This is a genomic window from Sphingopyxis sp., assembly GCF_035686825.1.
Taxonomy (GTDB): Bacteria; Pseudomonadota; Alphaproteobacteria; order Sphingomonadales; family Sphingomonadaceae; genus Sphingopyxis.
Window position 1 is genome coordinate 310,617 of sequence record NZ_DASRYZ010000004.1, and the last position, 19,162, is coordinate 329,778.

A 19,162-nucleotide genomic window follows, 5' to 3' on the forward strand; every position below is an offset into this window, starting at 1 on the left:
AAGAGGAGAGGATGATGCGGGGACTGTTGACCGCCGTTGCGGCGCTCGCCTGCCTGCCCGGGATGGCGCAGGCGCAGGGGGCGCTTGGCGCGAATTTCAACGAGCATTATGAGGATGTCGATTACCGCGACCTCGAAAAGGCAGGTGCGCGTTGGGTTCGCCTGTTCGTGCCGATGCCGCAGCTCGACCGCGGCGCCGCCGAGCATGGGGCGGTCAAGGCGATCCTCGACGCGCGCACGCGCGGCTACAAGACGATCCTGACGCTGAAGTTTCCTTATAATCGCGGCGATTTTCCGAAGGCAGGCACCCCGGCATTTGCGCGCGACCTCGCGCGCGTCGATGCGGTGCTGCCGCTCGTGGTCGGCAAGGTCGATATCCTCGTCGTCGGCAACGAGCCTTATATCGAGAGCCGCGAGAAGGATCGCGACCTCGACCTCAACGCCTTTTACGAAGCGATGGCGAAGCGCGTGATCGCCTATCGCGCCAAGGCGTGTCCGGATGACTGCAAGACGCGTCTTTATATGGGCGCGCTCAACCGGATGGATCTCAAGAAGAACCGGACGGCATCGACCGAGCGCTGGATGGCGTTCGTGAAGGCGACGCCCGAACTCGACGGCGTCAACATCCACCCGCATATCCCCGCGATCCAGGCGTCGAAGCCCTTCCTCGACTATATCCTGCCGCGCATGCGGCCCGAGCAGAAATTCATCGTCACCGAATTTTCGCTCGTGTGGTGGTGGAAGCCGAATATGAAGGGCGTCGTGGCGCCCGCCTTTGCCGATAAATATGCGGCCCCGCGTAATGCGCAGAACTGGCAGATCATCAAGGCCGCGCTCGAAACGCCATTCCCCAAGGAGCAATGGGACGATTTCCTGCGGATGAGCCCGTGGTTCGAGAACCGCAAACATTATGTCGCAAACCAGATGAAGATGTTCCGCGACACCGGTCGTCTCGCGGTCGCCACCTATGGCTTCAAACAGGGGCGCTCGATGTCGAACAATTTCGGGCCCGACAAGACGCCTTGGCTGATCAACAGCGTGTTCGCGCCGGCGACGATCCGCAGGAATGCGGACGGCAGCGCGGCGCCCAACTATATGATATTCGACGATTTCAAGGCACTCCAGAAGGGTAAATGATCGTGCAAATGAAAAGCTGGATCGCTGGCCTGTCGCTGGTTGCGCTGTCGATGGCGCCCTCGGTCGACGCGCAGCAGAAACTGAAAGCCGCCGTCGCCGACGATATTTTCGCCGACCATCCGTCGATGGACAAGAATGCGACGGTGATGCCCGCGCCCGACGCGAAGCCCGTCGCGCCGATCTTCTCCGAACGGCCGATCGGCGACGCATCGATCGCGCGGTTGCCGGGCGGCGAATGGATCCTGACCGGGACGTCGCTGCGCACCGGCGCGCGCCATAGCGTCGAACTGTGGACCTCGCCCGATGCGAAAAAATGGACACGCATCGGACCGGCCAAGATCTCGGGCAACGGGATTACGCAGGGTGACCTGTCCGAACGCTATCTGGCGCCGTCGGTAACGGTCACGGACGACAAGCTTTATCTCGCTTTCTCCGACAAGACAGGCTGCGCGCGTGTCGCGACGGGGCGGGCGGCGCAGCCGGGCGGCGCGTTCAAGGCTTCGCCCTGTATCGTCGAGGACGCGTCCGACGTGTCGCTGTTCGTCGACGAGGACGGCACCGGCTATCTTCTATGGGGCGGCGGCTATATCGCGAAGCTCGCATCCGGTTTTGCCAAGCTTGCCGAGGCGCCGCGCTTCCTGAAACCCGATCAGGCGCTGTTCGCCAAGCACCCGCCGGTCGGCAAGGACTGGCCGGTGCGCACGCGCGTCGGCACGCGCGGCGCGACGATGTTTCGCGACGGCGAGCGCTATGTCCTTGCCGCAAGCGAGGTTACGGGACGAATGCGCACCGCGACCGAAGATCTGTTCGTGGCCGAAGCCCCGACGCCCTACGGCCCGTTCACGATGCGCGCGCTCGCGGTGCCGCACGCCGGACGTGGCTCGATCGTGCAGTTGGACGGCGGAAAGCTCGCCGCGGCTTATAACCCGAAATGCGACGACAGCTTCGCGATGTTCTGCGAGCAGGTCGGACTGGTGCCGCTCGAACGTTCGCCCGACGGCCGGCTGCGGCAGGCCGCATCGGTGATCACCGAGGACAGCGCGGTCGCGGCACGGCAAGCGCTGGTGACCAGCGAGACGATGCGCGACCCGTCAGTGACGCTCGGCGGCGACGGTTATTATTATCTCGTCGGGACGCTCGATGGCTATGGTTACCACAAACCTGACGGCGGGGTGAAACTATGGCGCTCGTCGGACCTCAAGCAGTGGGACGAGGTCGGCTTCATCTGGAAATGGGAAGGCATGGGCTATGATTTCGGCAAGAATATCGCCGAACTCTGGGCGCCCGAAATCATGTGGTCGGCGCGCGACAAGACCTATTATCTCGCTTTCTCGGTGATGGAAAAGGGCGTGGGCGGCAAGACCTGGTTCTATCGCTCAAAGACCGGAAAGGCGGGTGGTCCCTATGAGAATGTGACGAAAAGCTTCTTCGTCAAAGGCATCGACGGATTTCCGTTCGAGGATGACGATGGTCTCTATTTCCTGTGGGGCGGCGGTAATATCGCCAAGCTCAACGCCGCGCGCAGCGGTTTCGAGGGACCGGTGCGCCAGCTTGTCGACGCCGACGGCGACCATGTCGGTTATGAAGGCAACGGGCTGATCAAGGCGAACGGCGTCTATTTCCTGACCGGCGCCGAATGGCACGGCCCGCTGCGCACGCACGGCACCTACGACATGATGTACGGCACGTCGAAGAAGCTGTTCGGGCCCTATACGCAGCGCCGCATGGGCGCGCCGCACGGCGGCCATGGGACGGCGTTCCGCGATAAACAGGGGCGTTACTGGTACACGATGTTCGGCAACGACCCGACCGCGCCGTGGCGCATGCAGTTCGGGTTGGTGCCGATCGACATCGGCGATGCCGAATCGATCGGTATTCCGCGGATCGACGCCGCGCGCGACTAGGCGCACGCTTTCTCTGCTCTCCCCGATGCCCGCTACCCCTTTACGGGGTGGCGGGTTTTTTTTGCCCAGCGTGAGTGGACGGGCCGGGAGTCGTCAGAACTGGAACGGCGCGACGCTGCGCCGCTCGGCGACGAGGAAGGCGTCGGCGACGAGCTGGAGCGGGCGGATATCAACATCGCTCTTGCCCGCCGCGACCAGCTCGGCGAAGCGCGTGTAGAGGCGGGGATATTCGCGGTCTTCGCGCGTGATCGGCTCGCCGTCAGGCAGCTCGAGCACGCTGCCGCCCATCGACAGCCGCAAAGTGCCCGCGTCGGTCTCGACCTCGATATCCCAGCTTTGCGGGCCGGTTTGCAGGAAGTCGAGGTCGGCGGTCACCGCGGCATCGCCGCTCCGCATCGTCATCGTCGCGGCGATCGGCGAACTGCGCCCCTCGGGAATGTCGATCCGCGCCGCGTCGAGCAGCAGCGGGGCGGGGAGGATCGCGGTCATGATCGACAGCGCGTTGATGCCGGGATCGAAGACGCCGAAGCCGCCGGCGTCGAGAATCCATTCCTGTCCCGGATGCCAGCGGCGGATATCTTCCTTCCAGCGGATATGCGCCGCGCGAATCCGCTTGTCGCGCAGCCATTCGCGTGCTGCGGCAACCCCGGCGGCTTCGCGCGAATGCCAGGTCGCGAACAGGGTGACCCCGCGGGCGCGGGCGTGATCGGCGAGCGCGCTGATCTCGGTCGTGGTCGCGGCGGGCGGTTTTTCGAGCATGACATGCAGTCCCGCGTCGATCGCCGCCGCCGCGATCGCGTGGCGGCCCACCGGCGGGGTGCAGATCGACACGGCGTTGAGGCGGTGATCGCCCGCGATCATCGCGGCGATGTCGGCATGTCCCGGCACCCCGTCGAGCTGCGCGTGACGGCTGGCGGTGGCGACAAGCTCGTATCGATCGTCCGCACGGATGGCCGGAAGATGCTGGTCGCGCGCGATTTTTCCGATTCCGACCAATCCCAAGCGAATCATTATTCTTCACCCCATTTTCATTTGTCTGATATATATGCTTCCTATCGGTCGTGGTTCAGGTTATCAACCGATTCCGGCCATGGCCTGAAATTGTGCATCGAGAAGGATATATATGGGAGACGGGGCGAAAACGCGGCCAGAAGGCAAGGAAGGGCTGCGGTCGCGTGCCTGGTTCGATAACCCGGATAATCCGGACATGACGGCGCTCTATCTCGAACGCTATCTGAACTATGGTTTCAGCATCGACGAACTGCAATCGGGCCGCCCGATCATCGGCATCGCCCAGACCGGCAGCGACCTGACCCCTTGCAACCGCCACCATCTCGAACTCGCGAAGCGCGTGCGCGACGGGATTCGCGACGCGGGCGGCATCGCGATCGAATTTCCGACGCACCCGATTCAGGAAACCGGCAAGCGGCCGACTGCGGGGCTCGACCGCAACCTCCAGTATCTGAGCCTCGTCGAAGCGATCCACGGCTATCCGCTCGACGGCGTGGTGCTGACGGTCGGCTGCGACAAGACGACGCCGGCGTGCCTGATGGCGGCGGCGACGGTGAATATTCCGGCGATCGCGCTATCGGTCGGCCCGATGCTCAACGGCTGGTTCAAGGGCGAACGGACCGGATCGGGAACGATCGTCTGGCGCGCGCGTGAAATGCTCGCGGCGGGCGAGATCGATTATAAGGGCTTCCTCGAACTCGTCGCCTCGTCGGCGCCGTCGACCGGCTGGTGCAACACGATGGGCACCGCGACGACGATGAATTCGCTGACCGAGGCGCTCGGCATGTCACTGCCGGGCTCGGCGGCGATCCCGGCGCCCTATCGCGACCGGCAGGAATGCGCCTATCGCACCGGGATGCAGATCGTCGAGATGGTTCACGCCGACCGCAAGCCGAGCGACATATTGACGCGGACCGCCTTTTTGAACGCGATCCGCGTCAATTCGGCGATCGGCGGGTCGACCAACGCGCCGATCCACCTCAACGCCATCGCGCGCCATATCGGGGTCGAACTTACGCTGGAAGATTGGGAGGCGCAGGGCGCCGATGTGCCGCTGATCGTCAATCTGCAGCCGGCGGGCGCCTATCTGGCCGAGGATTTCTATCGCGCCGGCGGGGTCCCCGCGGTGATGGGGCAATTGCTGCGCGCCGGATTGATCGAGGGCGAGGCGCTGACCGCCAATGGGCAGACGGTCGCCGCGAATATCGGCGAGGCCGATACGCAGGACGTCGACGTCATCCGCACGCTCGACGCGCCGTTGAAGCCCGCGGCGGGGCTCACCGTGCTGCGCGGCAATTTGTTCGACAATGCGGTGATGAAGCTCAGCGTCATCTCGCCCGAGTTTCGCGAGCGTTATCTGAGCAATGCGGCCGACCCCGATGCGTTCGAGGGCATTGCGATCGTGTTCGACGGGCCTGAGGATTATCACAGCCGCATCGACGATCCGGCGCTCGGCGCCGATGCCAATTCGATCCTGATCATGCGCGGTGCGGGTCCGATCGGCTATCCCGGCGGCGCCGAAGTCGTGAACATGCGCCCGCCCGCCGCGCTGATCCAGGCGGGCGTGCACGCGCTGCCGTGCATCGGCGACGGGCGCCAGTCGGGGACGAGCGGCAGCCCGTCGATCCTGAACGCCGCGCCCGAAGCCGTCGTCGGCGGCGGGCTGGCGTTGGTGCGGACGGGGGATCGCATCCGTATCGACTTGGCCAAGCGCACCGCGAACATGCTCGTCGACGACGCCGAACTCGATCGGCGCCGCGCGGAGCTCAAGGCTGAGCCCGATTATATGCCGCCCGCACAGACGCCGTGGCAGGAAATCCACCGCGCGCTGACCGGCCAGTTCGACAGCGGCGCTGTCCTCGAAATGGCGGTCAAATATCAGCGCGTCGCGCAGGCGCACGGCTTGCCGCGAGACAGCCACTGATGTCCGACGTGCGGGTGATTGCGCGCGAGCGTCGCGATCGGCTGGGCGAGGGGCCGATGTGGTCGGCGCGGCACGATGCGCTGTTCTGGGTCGACATTTTGGGCCGCCGGATCAACCGTATGGCATTGGCCGACGGGCGCGTCGACAGCTTTGAGCAGCCCCATTATGCGGCCTGGATCGTCGAGCGGGAGGCGGGCGGCTTCGTCGCGGGGGTCGGCCGCGATATTGTCCGTATCGACCTCGACGCCGATGTTCGCGAACCGATCGTTTCGGTCGATCCGCGCAACGCCGGCAACCGGCTGAACGATGCCAAGGCCGATGCGGCGGGGCGGATCTGGGCAGGGACGATGCCCGTTACCTGCGACCGTCCCTCGGGCGCCTTTTACCGCCTCGATCCCGATGGCACGCTCGCGCAGGTCGATGGCCCCTATACGATCGCCAATGGTCCGGCGATCGCCGCCGACAACAGCTTCCTTCTCCATACCGACACCGCGCGCGGGACGATCTTTCGTTTCGATATCCACGACGACGGCTCGCTCGGCGAAGCGGCGCCGTTCATCAAATTCGAGGAGGCATGGGGCAATCCCGACGGAATGACCTTCGACGCCGAAGGCGGCTTGTGGGTCGCTTGCTGGGGCGCCTCGCGCGTCATGCGCTTCACGCCCGACGGCACGCCCGATCGGCATATCCCGCTTCCGGCGTCGCAAATCACCAGCTGCACTTTTGCGGGGCCCGGCCTCGACAGGATGTTCGTGACCTCGGCGTCCGATGGCGTGACCGAGGAGCATGGCGGGGCGCTGTTCGAAGTCGATCCGGGATGCCGCGGGCTGCCGGCGCAGAAATATAAGGGTTAGAGGAGTGAAGAAGATGACGAAACTGGCATGGGGAGCCGCCGCGGCGGCCTTGGTTGCGGCAACGCCGGCGCTGGGTGCCGAGGCGTCGCAATCGACCTTTGGCAAGATGCCCGATGGGCGCAGCGTGCCCGCGGTGACGCTGACCAACGCCAACGGCATTTCGGCAAAGGTCATCGCGCTCGGCGCGACGCTGCAATCGGTCGTGATGCCCGATCGCGACGGCAAGAAGGCCGATGTCGCGCTCGGTTACGACAATCTATCGGACTATATCGACACGCCGCAATATTTCGGCTCGACGGTTGGGCGCTTCGCCAACCGGCTCGCGGGCGGGCGCTTCAAGCTCGACGGCAAGACGTGGCAGACGCCGATCAACAATGGCGCGAACGCGCTGCACGGCGGCACGCTCGGCTTCGACAAGGTTTTGTGGGAAGTGACGTCGGTCAAGAGCGGGCCGACCGCGTCGGTCACGCTGCGCTATGTCAGCCCCGACGGCGATCAGGGCTATCCCGGGACGATGACGGTCGATGCGATCTATTCGCTCGACGAGAATAATGATCTCCGGATCGAATATGTCGCGACTACCGACCGGCCGACGATCGCGAACATCACCAACCATGCCTATTGGAACCTGTCGGGCGAAGGCTCGGCGAACGGCGCGATGGGGCATGTCGTGACGATCCCGGCGGAAAGCTATCTGCCCACCGATTCGGGCGCGATCCCGACCGGCGAATATCGCCCGGTCGCCGGCACGGTGTTCGATTTCCGCAAGCCGACCGCGATCGGCGACCGCGTCCGCGACGCCAGCGACGAGCAGATCGTCTTCGGCCGCGGCTACGATCATAATTGGGTGATCGGGCGCAAGGTCACCGCCGACCAGCATCTGATGGCGCGGGTCGAGGATCCGGCATCGGGCCGCGGGTTCGAACTCTGGTCGAACCAGCCGGGACTGCAGATGTATTCGGGCAATTTCTTCGACGCGACGAGCCACGGCAAGAGTAAGAAAATCTATCGCATGGGCGACGCGCTGGTCATGGAGCCGCAGATTTTTCCTGACGCCCCGAACCAGAAGAATTTCCCGAATGCGCGCCTCGCGCCCGGCGAAACCTATCGCAACGTCATGACCTATCGCCTCACGACGGGAGCGAAAGCGAAGAAATAGGCGCCGCCGGTGCCGTCACCGCCCGGGGGCGGCGCCGTCGGGATTGGCCGTGTCGATCAGTTCGAGCACGTCGCTGATCAACGCGCGCATCGCCTTGCGCGCCTTGTCGGAATTGCCGGCGACGATTGCGTCGCGCACCGCCGCATGGTCGGCGACATTGGCGGTCCGGCCCTTGACGCGGTTGGTGAAACGGATCGATGTGCGCAGCGCTGTGCTGACGACGTCGCGGAACTGGGCGTAGAACGGGTTCCGCGACGCGCGAAGCACCGCGATATGGAAGGCGATGTCGCTTTCCAGCGTGTCGTCTTCGCCGCGCTCGGCCCTCTCCATCCGCTTGAGGCCCGCATTCACCCGCTCGATATCGTCCGCCGTCGCGACGCGTGCCGCGAGCGCCGCCGCTTCGGGCTCGATCGCGACGCGCAACTCGTTGAACTGGCGCAGCAGGTCGATCGAGAATTGCCGCTCGAGCAGCCAGCGAAGGACGTCGGTGTCGAAGAGGTTCCAGGAGGTCGTTGGCTGGACGGTCGTCCCCTGGCGGGGACGGGCGCTGAGCAGCCCTTTGGCGGTGAGCATCTTCACCGCTTCGCGCGTCACCGAGCGGCTGACGCCATGCTGCTTGGCGAGTTCGGCTTCGGTTGGAAAGGTCGCGCCGTCATAATCGCCGACGACGATCGCGCGCCCGATCGCATCGAGCATGCCATAGGTCAAATTCCGGCCAAGCTGCGGCCCCGCATCCTCTATTCCCAATCCCGACATGTTCGCCACGTTCGTCTCCATGCATTATTTTCACGGGCCTTATCACTGATTCCGCACAGGAAGCTAGACAAGCCGTTTAAATCAGATAAATGTGATTTCAATAATCAGCCAAGGGGAGAGTCCGTATGTCGGGCCTGTCGCAAATCGATATCATCGTCATCGTCATATATGCCATCGGCATTTTCGGCCTCGCGCAATGGGTGAGCCGCGAAAAAGCGGGCCATGCCAAGGACACGTCGGACTATTTTCTCGCCTCGAAATCGCTCCCCTGGTGGGCGATCGGCGCGTCGCTGATCGCGGCGAACATTTCGGCCGAACAGATCGTCGGCATGTCGGGTTCGGGCTATGCGCTCGGCCTCGCGATCGCGTCCTATGAATGGATGGCGGCGCTGACGCTGCTGATCGTCGGCAAATATTTTCTGCCGATCTTCCTCGAAAACAAAATCTACACGATGCCGCAGTTTCTCGAGCAGCGGTATGGCAAGACGCTGCCGGTGATCATGGCGGTCTTCTGGCTCGCGCTCTACATCTTCGTGAACCTGACCTCGATCATCTGGCTGGGTTCGATCGCGGTCAACAAGGTTGCCGGCGTCGACCAGAATGTCGCGCTGATCGTGCTCGGTGCCTTCGCGCTGCTCTATCAGCTCTATGGCGGGCTCAAGGCGGTCGCGCTCACCGATATCGTGCAGGTGACCCTGCTCGTCATGGGCGGCCTGATCATCTCCTATCTGACGCTCAACGAGATCAGCGACGGGCAGGGCGTGCTCGCCGGCTTCTCGATCCTGACCGAGCGCGTTCCGGGCCATTTCGACATGATCCTCGCGCCTGACCATCCCTTCTACAAGGATCTGCCGGGCATCGCGGTGCTCGTCGGCGGCATGTGGATCGCGAACCTCAGCTATTGGGGTTTCAACCAATATATCATCCAGCGCGCGCTCGCCGCGAAGGATTTGGGTGAGGCGCAGAAGGGCGTCATCTTCGCGGCCTTTCTCAAGCTCTTGATGCCCGTGATCATCGTGCTGCCGGGCATCGCCGCGGTCGTGCTCGCGCCCGAGCTCGCCAAGCCCGACGAAGCCTATCCGACGATGATGCGCCTGCTGCCCCCGGGGCTGCTCGGTCTCGTCTTCGCCGCGTTGATCGCCGCGATCATCGCGTCGACCGCGAGCAAGATCAATTCGATCGCCACCATCTTCACGCTCGATCTTTATGCGAAGGCACGCGGCATTGCGAGCGAGGCCGAGGATGAGCGGCGCGGCGGACGAGAAAAGCATCTGGTGCTCGTCGGCCGTGTCACGGCCACGATCGCCGTGATCATCGCGCTGCTCACTGCGCGTCCGCTGCTCGGCAATTCGGATCAGGCCTTCCAGTTCATCCAGGAATTCTCGGGCTTCTTTACGCCGGGCATCACCGTGATCTTCCTGCTCGGCCTGTTCTGGAAAAAGGCGAGCGAAGCGGGCGCCATCGCCGCTGCCATCGCGTCGGTCGTGCTGTCCTATGCCTTCAAGGTCGGGATGCCCGATTTCCCCTTCATGAACCGCATGGGCCTCGTCTTCCTGATCAGCTTCGCGCTGGCGGTGGGAATCAGCCTGATGTTCAAGGGGCGCGGCGACGCGAACCGCATCACGATGCAGGGCGTCAGCTTTGCCACCCCGACGACCTTCAACGTCGCGGGCGTCGGCGTGATCCTGATCCTCATCGCGCTCTACGCGACCTGGTGGTGAGCGCGCCGTCCGCCTTTCTCGCCGTCGACTGGGGCACGACCAACCGGCGCGTGTTCCGTTTCGAGAACGGCGCGGTCGCGCATACCGAGCGCGACGACCGGGGCGCCGCGTCGGTCACCGACTTCGCGGGCGAGGTCGCGGCGATCCGCGATCGCTTCGGCGACCTGCCGATGCTGCTCGCGGGCATGGTCGGCTCGACCGTCGGCTGGCGTGTCGTCCCTTATGTCACGGCGCCGGCGGGGATCGACCAACTCGTGGCCGGGCTCGACTGGATCGATGACCGCACCGCGATCGTGCCGGGGGTGTCCTGTGCCAAGGACGGCCGCGCTGATGTGATGCGCGGCGAGGAAGTGCAGTTGCTCGGCGCGGTCGCGGGCTGGATGGTTCCGCCCGACGCGCTGCTCGCGCAGCCCGGAACCCATTGCAAGTGGGCGACGATGGCGGATGGCCGGATTAGCGGCTTTACGACCGCGATGACCGGCGAATTGTTCGCGCTGCTGCGCGGACACAGCCTGCTCGCGGGGACGCTGACCGCCGACGTGACCGACGGCGATGCCTTCCGCGAAGGTCTTGCCGAGGGCGCGCGGCGCGACCTCGCCGCATCGCTCTTCGGCATCCGCGCCGCTTCGGTGCTCGGCCTTCGCAATGACGCCGATGCGGCGTCCTTCGCGAGCGGGGTGCTGATCGGCAGCGACGTCGCCGCGCGCATGGACGATTGTCCGTTCGAGCAGATCCATATTCTCGCCGATCCCCAGCTCGGCAATCTTTACGCCGCCGCCGTCGCGGCGACCGGCCGCGAGCCGGTCATCGTCGACAGCCATAGCGCCTTCGCGCGCGGCATTCTCGCCATCGGAGAAAAAGCCCTGTGACCCATGTAGCCGCCTTCGACGCCGCCTTTGCGCGCTGCCCGCTGATCGCGATCCTGCGCGGGGTGAAGCCGGGCGAGGTCGAGACGATCGGGGAAACGCTGGTCGAGGCCGGCTTCACGCTGATCGAGGTGCCGCTGAACTCACCCGATCCGCTGGACAGCATCGGCCGCCTTGCCGGCGGGCTGAAAGGACGCGCGGTCGTCGGCGCCGGGACGGTGCTGACGACCGCCGATGTCGCCGCCGTCGCCGACGCCGGTGGGACGATGATCATTTCGCCAAACACCAATATCGATGTCGTCGCTGCGGCCGCCGGAGCGGGTCTCGTGTCGCTGCCGGGCTTCGCGACGCCGAGCGAGGCCTTTGCCGCGCTGGCGGCGGGTGCGACGGCGCTCAAGCTCTTTCCGGCCGAAGCCGCCAGCCCGGCGGTGCTCAAGGCGATGCGCGCGGTGGTTCCCGCGGGGACGCGCCTGCTGCCCGTCGGCGGCATCGCGCCCGAGACCATGGCGCCATGGCTCGCCGCCGGCGCGGCGGGTTTCGGGCTCGGCTCGGCGCTCTACCGGCCGGGCATGGCGGCGAGCGAAGTCGGCGACCGCGCGCGCGCCTTCGTTGCGGCGCTCGGCCGATAAGAATCTTGTAATCCGGGAGATATCCGATGTCTAAATTCAGCCGGCGCAGCCTGGTGCTCGCATCGAGCATCATCGCCTTTTCGTTCGCGTCCGCTGCGCCTGGCTATGCGCAGGATCGTGGTGCGAAACAGGCCAAAAAGCCCAATATCGTGATCTTCCTCGCCGACGATCTGAGCTATGCCGACGTTCCGCTCGGCGGCGATGCGAATGTCCGGACGCCGGCGCTGCAACGCCTCGCGTCCGAAGGCATGTCGTTCGACCGCGCCTTCGTCGCCTCGCCGGCGTGCGCCCCCAGCCGCGCCGCACTGCTGACCGGAATGATGCCCGCGCGCAATGGGGCCGAGGCGAACCACGACCGCGCCAATGCGGCGATCCGCAAGCTGCCCTCCTATCTGCAGGAACAGGGGTATGAGGTCGTCGCCTTCGGCAAGGTCGCGCATTACCAGCACACCGGAACCTATGGGTTCGATTATTATGCCAACGATACCTTCCACGATCACAAGGGCATCCCCGCCGCCGCCGAATGGCTGAAGGCGCGCAAGGACAAGCGCCCGCTCGCGCTGTTCGTCGGCACGAACTGGCCGCATGTGCCGTGGCCGCGGACGACCGAGGGCTATGACCCCGCCGCGATGAAGCTGCCGCCGAAGACGGTCGATACGCCGATCACCCGCGATGCGCGCGCGCGTTTCTATGCCGCGGTGACGCGGATGGATCAGGATCTCGCATCGACGATGGACGCGGTCGACGCGGTGCTGGGTAAGGATACGTTCGTCCTCTATTCGACCGACCATGGCACGCAGTGGCCCTTCGGCAAGTGGAACCTCTATGACACCGGCACCCGCGTGCCGATGGTCGTGCGCTGGAACGGTCACGTGAAGGCGGGAACGCGGACCGATGCGATGGTGAGCTGGGTCGATGTGCTGCCGACGCTGGTCGAACTGGCCGGCGGCAAGAAGCCCGAAGGCATCGACGGCCTTTCCTTTGCTGGCCTCTTCGGGGCCGGTAAGGAGGCGACGGGCCGCAAGGAGATCTTCACGACCCACAACAATGACGGCCGCGTCAACGTCTATCCGATGCGCAGCATTCGCACCGACCGCTGGAAATATATCCAGAATCTGCATCCCGACTGGACCTATACGACGCACATCGACCTGAAGGTGATGCGCACCGATTCGGGCGCCTATTTCCCGTCGTGGCGTGAGGCGGCCGACAAGGATCCCGCCGCCAAGGCGATCGTCGACAGCTATTACAAGCGGCCCGCCGAGGAACTCTATGACTTGAAGGCGGACCCTGATGAAAAGGTGAACCTTGCGGGCGATCCGCGTTATGCCAAGCAATTGGCCGATCTTCGTGGTCGCCTTGCAGCTTGGCGAAAATCGCAGGGCGATAGCGGATCGGTCGCCGTCAAACCTCGCTTCGAACGCGGGGCCATGAGCGGCGAGGGCGATTGATTCGCGGCCACGGTTCGAACCTGTGAGATAATGCGCCGGGGCCTGGCTCCGGCGCATTTTTTATCGATCACGTGCTGCATGTCGCTATCGCGCGTTGATCTATTCTCCGTTTTATATTATTTATCCTCTAAGAGTCGCCCTAGATCGGGGTTGGTGACGAGCGCGCGCAACGCGTCGAACAGGGAGAGGATTATGCGTAAGACTTTGTTGGGCGCCGCATCGGCGACGGCTGTGTTTGTTTCGATGCCGGCTGTCGCGCAGGATGCACCGCCGCCGGCGGCGCAGGATCCGGCCCCGCAAGCCGAAAGCACCGACGGGGATATCGTCGTCACCGGCGTGCGCCAGTCGCTCGAACGCGCGGCGGAGGTCAAGCGCAACGCGACGCAGGTCGTCGATTCGATCGTCGCGACCGACATCGGCAAATTGCCCGACCCGACCGTTGCTGCGGCGCTGCAGCGCGTTCCCGGCATTCAGGTTCAGAACGACCGCAATAACGAACTTTCGACCGTCCGCATCCGCGGCCTCACCGACATTTTGACGACGGTGAACGGGCGCGAAGTGGTGACCACGACGGGGCGCGGCTTCGACCTGCAGGATGTGCCCGCCGAGGCGCTCGCGCGGATCGACGCGTTCAAGTCGCAGACCGCCGACCAGATCGAGGGCGGCGTCGCCGGCGCGCTCGACCTGCGGCTCAACCGTCCCTTCGACTTTCGCGATCCGACCTTCGTCCTGACCGCGCGCCAGAATTACGCGACGATCGCCGACGCGAGCAATCCGCAGTTGGGCGCGCTCGCCGCAGCGAAGACAGATTCCTCGATCGGCGAGATCGGCGCGCTGGTCAATGTGACCTGGTCGCAGGCCGAGAATATCCGCAGCGTGACCAATCTCGGCGAGCGCCGCTTCGTTTCCGGCGCGCCTTTCGGCACCGCCGACATCATGATGCCGCAGGTGCTGCGCAACATGCCCGACGTCGGTGACATCAAGCGTTTCCAGGCAAATGCCGCGCTGCAATGGCAGGCGACCCCGTCGCTGCAATTCTATGCCGACGGCCTTTATACCTATTTCAACAGCACCACGGGTTTCGCCGGCTTCAACCCCCAGCCTTTCACCAATGGTTCGCAGATTTCGGAGGTGACCCTCAGCGATTACTGCATCGACGCGCGCGTCAACGGCGCCGGGACGAATCCGCAGATCGTCACCAATGTCGATCCGGATACCGGGGAAGTGAAGCAAACGCTTCAGCCGGTGGACGTCAAAACCATGTGCGAGCCCACGAGCGCGCGCTTCGACAATGTCGTGGTCAACCAGAACAGCTCGTCCGAAGAGGTGACGCAGCGGAACAAGATGATCGCCGGCGGCCTGATTTTCGAACAGGATCGCGGCGTGCTCAAGGTCGACGTCGCTTATCAGACGTCGCGCTCGGTGACCGAGAATTTCAACGCCGAGGTGGGGCAGCGCGTGCCGACCGTCTTCGTCGAATTCGACGATAACGATGGTCCGTCCTTCACGATCGACCCGTCGATCCCGCTCAGTTCTGAAAATGTCTCGCTGCGCAATTCGATCAACCAGAACTTCTCGGCGGGCGAAGGCAGTCTGTTTCAGGCGCGGCTCGACAGCGAATATGAATTCGACGGCATCCTGACCAAGCTTCGCGGCGGCCTGCGCTATGCCAAGCGCGAGGCGCTGTTCCAGCAAGTGCGCCAGACCAATACCGTGCAGTCGATCGGTTTCGGCAATATCGGCACGCCGTCGGAGGCGAATGCGCGGCTGATTTCCAGCCTGCCGCTATCGCCCGATTTTCTGGGCGTTATCGGCGTCGCGCCGCGGCTCAACGGCGGGCAGGCGTTTCTCGGCGTGAACCCCGCCTATCTGCGGTCCGAACGCGGGCGTAACGAGCTTCGCGATCTGTTCGGCCTGCCGCTCGCGGCGCCGGCTTATGATCCGACCAAGGAATTCAACGCCAGCGAGGCGACTTATGCAGCCTATATGGAAGGCAGCTATGAAATCCCGATCGGTGCGCTCACCCTCGACGGCGTGGTCGGCACCCGCGTCGTCAAGACCGACCGCACCATCTCGGGCTTCGAGCGCGTCGGGGACAGCGACACCTTCAGCCCGATCGTCGCCAAGCGGTCCGACGTCGATATCCTGCCTTCGGCGACCGCACGTCTGAAATTCCCCGGCTCGTTCCAGACCCGCCTGACCTATTCGCGGTCGATGCGGCGCCCCGATTTCGGTTCGCTCAATCCGGCGGAATCACTGACCGTCGTTGGCAATGTGTTTCTGATCAACAACGGCACGCGCGGCAATCCAGACCTGCGCCCGCAAAAATCGGACAGCATCGATCTGACCGCCGAATATTATTTCGACAGCGGCTATGTCGCGGTCACCGGCTATTATCGCTCGATCAAGGACCGCGTCGTCACGGCGAACCGGCAGGAGGAGATCGGGGGCGAAAATTACCTGATCTCCACCCCGCGCAACGTCGGATCGGTCGACCTCAAAGGCATCGAGGTCAGCGCGCAATATTTCTTCGACTTCCTGCCAGGCGCGCTTTCGGGCTTCGGCGTGCAGGGGGCGTTCACGCTGGCGGATTCGAAGGTCAAGGGCGACGATCCGCTCGCCGGCAACCCGCTGGTCGGCGTCTCCAAATATAATTACACCGCCGGGCTGCTCTATGACAAAAAGGGCTTGAGCGGCCGCCTGATCTGGACCTTCCGCTCCAAATATATCAACGGCGACAACACCGGCGGCGTCGCGGTGCGGCCTTATGACGAGAGCCGGCCGGTCAACGATCCCTATCTCCCGGTGTTCCTGTCCTATGTCCGCCCCGCCGGCCGTCTCGACTTCAGCATCGGCTATGACGTGACCGACGCACTGCGGCTCGACATCGGCGGCACCAACATCCTGCGCAACAAGACATCGACCTATTGGGGCGACAAGCGGGTCGTGTTCGCGCTGCAAGGCGATGAGACGGTCTACAGCATCGGCGCCCGGGTAAAATTCTGAACTGACAAGGAAATCAAATGAATGACGCCTGCAAAAAAGGGGCGGCGGGTTCGATCCGTCGCCTCGGCAAGCCGCATGAGGGACGCATCCGGCGGTCGGTCGCGCTGCTAGCGGCAGCGCTTCTCGTCGGCATGGCCGCTCCGGCAGGCGGAGCGGAAGCGCCGGCGGCGACCTTCACCAACCCCTTGCTCATCTCGGGCCCAGATCCGTGGATCACGCAGGTAGGCGGCGTCTATTATTACACGCATACACTCGGCGACCGCCTGATGCTCTGGCGGACCGATAATATCGCCGACCTTGCGAAAGCGGAGAAGCGCGTCGTTTGGACGCCGCCCGCGAAGGGGCCCAACGCGCACAGCATCTGGGCGCCCGAACTCCATCGCCTCGACGGAAAATGGTATCTCTATTATTCGGCGACCGCGAGCGGCTTCAAGGACGACAAGCACCGCGCGGTCTTCGTCCTCGAGAACAGCGGCGCCGATCCGATGCAGGGCGAATGGGTCGACAGGGGACGCGTCAATACCGCACATGCCGGGATCGACGGGACCGTCTTCGAGCATGGCGGCAAACGCTATTTCGCTTATTCGCCCTATATCGGTGCCGACAGCGGTTTGGCGATCGCGGAAATGGCCAATCCCTGGACGCTTACCGGGCCCGAAAGCGTGATCGCGATGCCCGACAAAGTCTGGGAAAAGCAGGGCGGGCGCCAGATTCTCGAAGGTCCCGAATTCTTGCGAGGGCCGAAGGGCGACCTGTTCCTGACCTATTCGGCGAGCGCCTGCTGGTCCGACGATTATGCGCTCGGTCTGCTGCATGCGTCCGCAGGATCGGATATGCTCGATCCCAAGGCCTGGACCAAGACCGCCCAGCCGGTCTTCAAGAGCGCGAACGGCGTCTTTGCAACGGGGCACAACGGCTTTTTCACTTCGCCCGACAGCAAGGAAAGCTGGATCATCTATCACGCCAATCCGGGGCCGGGCATGAAATGCACGTCCGCGCGCGCGCCGCATATCCAGCGTTTCGGGTGGAGCGAGGCGGGCTGGCCCGAGTTCGGCGAGCCGGTCGCCAGCGACACGCCGCTTCCGGTGCCCTCGCGCGGGCGCTGACCGCTCAGTTCGTAGCGCATAAAGAAAAGGCCGCGGAGTTCCGCGGCCTTTTCTTTGTCTTCGAAACCTCCTCAGTTCCTGCGAGGCTTGCCATTGATCGGCTGCGCCGCCGGCTGGCTGTCGAGGATCGCGTCGAGTTCGGCGCGCACCTTGGGCAAAGCGTTCGCCTGGTTGCGCGTCTCCTGGGGGTCGGCGACCAGATCATAAAGTTCATAGTCGCGCGCGCCGGTCTTTTCCTGCGTCCAGCGGACGAGGCGATAACGCTCGGTGCGGATCGCCTGCCCCAGCCGCCCCGGGCGCGGATAGGTGTGATAGGCATAGCCGCGCACGCGCGCCGCCGGGTCGTGCAGCACCGGCGCCAATGAGGTGCCGTCGATCGGTTGCGGGCCGGTGGGGGCGGGCAGGGCTGCGAGCGCGGCAAGCGTCGGATAGATGTCGACCGTCTCGGCGAGCTGGTCGGTCGAGCGTCCCTTGACGATGCCCGGCCCCGCAAAGATCAGCGGGATGTGCGTCGCCTGCTCCATATTGGTGTGCTTGGTCCAGATGCCATGGTCGCCGAGATGATAGCCATGATCGCCCCACAGGACGACGACGGTGTTGTCGGCAAGCCCTTCGCGTTCGAGCGCCTCGAGCACCTTGCCGATCTGGACATCGACGTAGGAGACGCCAGCATAATAGCCGTGCAGCAGCTGGCGTTTGAGTTCAGGCGGAAACTGGTCGCCGCGGACGTTCCGCGGCGGCTCGCGATAGGCGTTGATCTCGCCGCCCTGCTTGTCGGTATAGGCGGGCGCGCCTGCGGGCAGCTGTTCGAATTCGGGCATCGGCAGCTTTGCCGGATCATACATGTCCCAATAGCGCTTCGGAACCGAGAAGGGCAGGTGCGGACGCGCGAAGCCGACGGCGAGGAAGAAGGGCTGCTTGCTGTTCTTCAGCGCCTTCAGCCGTTCCCCGGCGCGCTTGGCGGTGCGGCCGTCGGCATAGGCGTCGTCGGCGACATCGGGCATTTCCCACGCGGCGCCGCGCGCGAGCGTGCGGGCATAGGCGAAGGGGTTGCCCTCGGGCACCGGAACTTCCTCGAACAGAGCCTCTTCCTGTGTCGGCTTGCCGCCGGTGCTCGCGGGATCGACATATTCGATCACCTTTTCCTTGTGGTGCGGGACCGACCAGCCGGCGGTGTCGCCGACGGTGCCGTGGCCGATGTGATAGACCTTGCCCATGCTTTCGGTGTGATAACCCGCGCGCATGAAATATTGCGGCAGCGTCACCGCGTCCGGCATATAATCGCGCAGGTTCATCCCGAAATTATAGATGCCGCTGCTCGTCGAGCGCGCCCCGCTCATCAGATTGATTCGGCTCGGCGCGCAGACGGCCTGATTGGCGTAGGCGAGGTCGAAACGCACCCCGCGCGCCGCGAGGCGATCCATGTTCGGGGTGATCGCCGTCCGGTCGCCATAGGTGCCGAGCGCGGGCTTGAGATCGTCGATAAGGATCAGGAGGACATTGGGGCGCTGCGCCGTGACGGGGGCCGGTGCGGGCGCCACGCCTGCGCGCGGCGCGGGTGTCTGGCTGCATGCCGACGTCGCGGTGATCAGCAGGGCGAGCAGGGCCCTGCGGGTCCAGTGCGCGGTACGTGGCATGT

14 protein-coding genes are annotated in these 19,162 nt (G+C 64.5%); 11 read left to right on the forward strand and 3 right to left on the reverse strand.

Annotated elements, in window-relative coordinates; genetic code table 11:
* Nucleotides 1-14: 14 nt before the first annotated feature.
* Entirely contained in the window at nt 15-1,136 is a 1,122-nt protein-coding gene (locus tag VFG17_RS10285; protein ID WP_325029374.1) for a hypothetical protein, read from the forward strand.
* A gap of 8 nt (nt 1,137-1,144) precedes the next feature.
* On the forward strand, nt 1,145-3,040 hold the full coding sequence (locus VFG17_RS10290; protein ID WP_325029375.1) for a family 43 glycosylhydrolase: 1,896 nt from the start codon (nt 1,145-1,147) through the stop codon (nt 3,038-3,040).
* Nucleotides 3,041-3,133: 93 nt separating this feature from the next.
* Here the strand turns inward: VFG17_RS10290 and VFG17_RS10295 are convergent, their stop codons facing one another.
* Complete coding sequence (locus VFG17_RS10295; protein ID WP_325029376.1) at nt 3,134-4,051, reverse strand: Gfo/Idh/MocA family oxidoreductase; 918 nt, start codon at nt 4,049-4,051, stop codon at nt 3,134-3,136.
* Between the two features lie 112 nt (nt 4,052-4,163).
* On the opposite strand from VFG17_RS10295, the gene VFG17_RS10300 reads away from it, so the two are divergent.
* Genes VFG17_RS10300 through VFG17_RS10310 form a run of 3 tightly spaced genes read left to right on the forward strand, consistent with a single transcriptional unit; the run spans nt 4,164 to nt 7,988 of the window.
* Nucleotides 4,164-5,975: an IlvD/Edd family dehydratase gene (locus VFG17_RS10300; RefSeq protein ID WP_325029377.1), complete on the forward strand. Its 1,812-nt coding sequence runs from the start codon at nt 4,164-4,166 to the stop codon at nt 5,973-5,975.
* The gene (locus VFG17_RS10305; RefSeq protein WP_325029378.1) at nt 5,975-6,829 is read left to right on the forward strand and encodes an SMP-30/gluconolactonase/LRE family protein; all 855 of its coding nucleotides are present in this window, start codon (nt 5,975-5,977) and stop codon (nt 6,827-6,829) included. The genes VFG17_RS10300 and VFG17_RS10305 overlap by 1 nt, the downstream gene beginning before the upstream one ends.
* Nucleotides 6,830-6,842: 13 nt before the next feature.
* Nucleotides 6,843-7,988, forward strand: coding sequence for an aldose epimerase family protein (locus tag VFG17_RS10310; protein ID WP_325029380.1), 1,146 nt, complete (start codon nt 6,843-6,845; stop codon nt 7,986-7,988).
* A 15-nt stretch (nt 7,989-8,003) separates the two neighbouring features.
* Here VFG17_RS10310 and VFG17_RS10315 read toward each other — a convergent pair whose 3' ends face one another.
* Nucleotides 8,004-8,744 carry a FadR/GntR family transcriptional regulator gene (locus VFG17_RS10315; RefSeq protein WP_325029540.1) on the reverse strand — a complete coding sequence of 247 codons (741 nt, stop codon included), beginning with the start codon at nt 8,742-8,744 and terminating at the stop codon, nt 8,004-8,006.
* 125 nt (nt 8,745-8,869) lie between these two features.
* Here VFG17_RS10315 and VFG17_RS10320 point away from each other — a divergent pair, with 125 nt between their 5' ends.
* From VFG17_RS10320 to VFG17_RS10345, 6 genes are all read left to right on the forward strand, one after another.
* Complete coding sequence (locus VFG17_RS10320; protein ID WP_325029381.1) at nt 8,870-10,465, forward strand: sodium/sugar symporter; 1,596 nt, start codon at nt 8,870-8,872, stop codon at nt 10,463-10,465.
* The gene (locus VFG17_RS10325; RefSeq protein ID WP_325029541.1) at nt 10,456-11,334 is read left to right on the forward strand and encodes a 2-dehydro-3-deoxygalactonokinase; all 879 of its coding nucleotides are present in this window, start codon (nt 10,456-10,458) and stop codon (nt 11,332-11,334) included. Before VFG17_RS10320 ends, VFG17_RS10325 begins: the two co-directional genes overlap by 10 nt.
* Nucleotides 11,331-11,960 (forward strand): 2-dehydro-3-deoxy-6-phosphogalactonate aldolase, encoded by a 630-nt coding sequence (locus VFG17_RS10330; RefSeq protein ID WP_325029382.1) that lies wholly within the window; start codon nt 11,331-11,333, stop codon nt 11,958-11,960. The genes VFG17_RS10325 and VFG17_RS10330 overlap by 4 nt, the downstream gene beginning before the upstream one ends.
* Nucleotides 11,961-11,986: 26 nt before the next feature.
* The gene (locus VFG17_RS10335) at nt 11,987-13,411 is read left to right on the forward strand and encodes a sulfatase (RefSeq protein ID WP_325029383.1); all 1,425 of its coding nucleotides are present in this window, start codon (nt 11,987-11,989) and stop codon (nt 13,409-13,411) included.
* 192 nt (nt 13,412-13,603) lie between these two features.
* Nucleotides 13,604-16,417: a TonB-dependent receptor gene (locus VFG17_RS10340; protein ID WP_325029384.1), complete on the forward strand. Its 2,814-nt coding sequence runs from the start codon at nt 13,604-13,606 to the stop codon at nt 16,415-16,417.
* A gap of 17 nt (nt 16,418-16,434) precedes the next feature.
* The gene (locus tag VFG17_RS10345; RefSeq protein ID WP_325029385.1) at nt 16,435-17,523 is read left to right on the forward strand and encodes a glycoside hydrolase family 43 protein; all 1,089 of its coding nucleotides are present in this window, start codon (nt 16,435-16,437) and stop codon (nt 17,521-17,523) included.
* 71 nt (nt 17,524-17,594) lie between these two features.
* On the opposite strand, the gene VFG17_RS10350 is transcribed toward VFG17_RS10345, so the two are convergent.
* The gene (locus tag VFG17_RS10350) at nt 17,595-19,160 is read right to left on the reverse strand and encodes a sulfatase (protein WP_325029386.1); all 1,566 of its coding nucleotides are present in this window, start codon (nt 19,158-19,160) and stop codon (nt 17,595-17,597) included.
* Between the last annotated feature and the right edge of the window lie 2 nt (nt 19,161-19,162).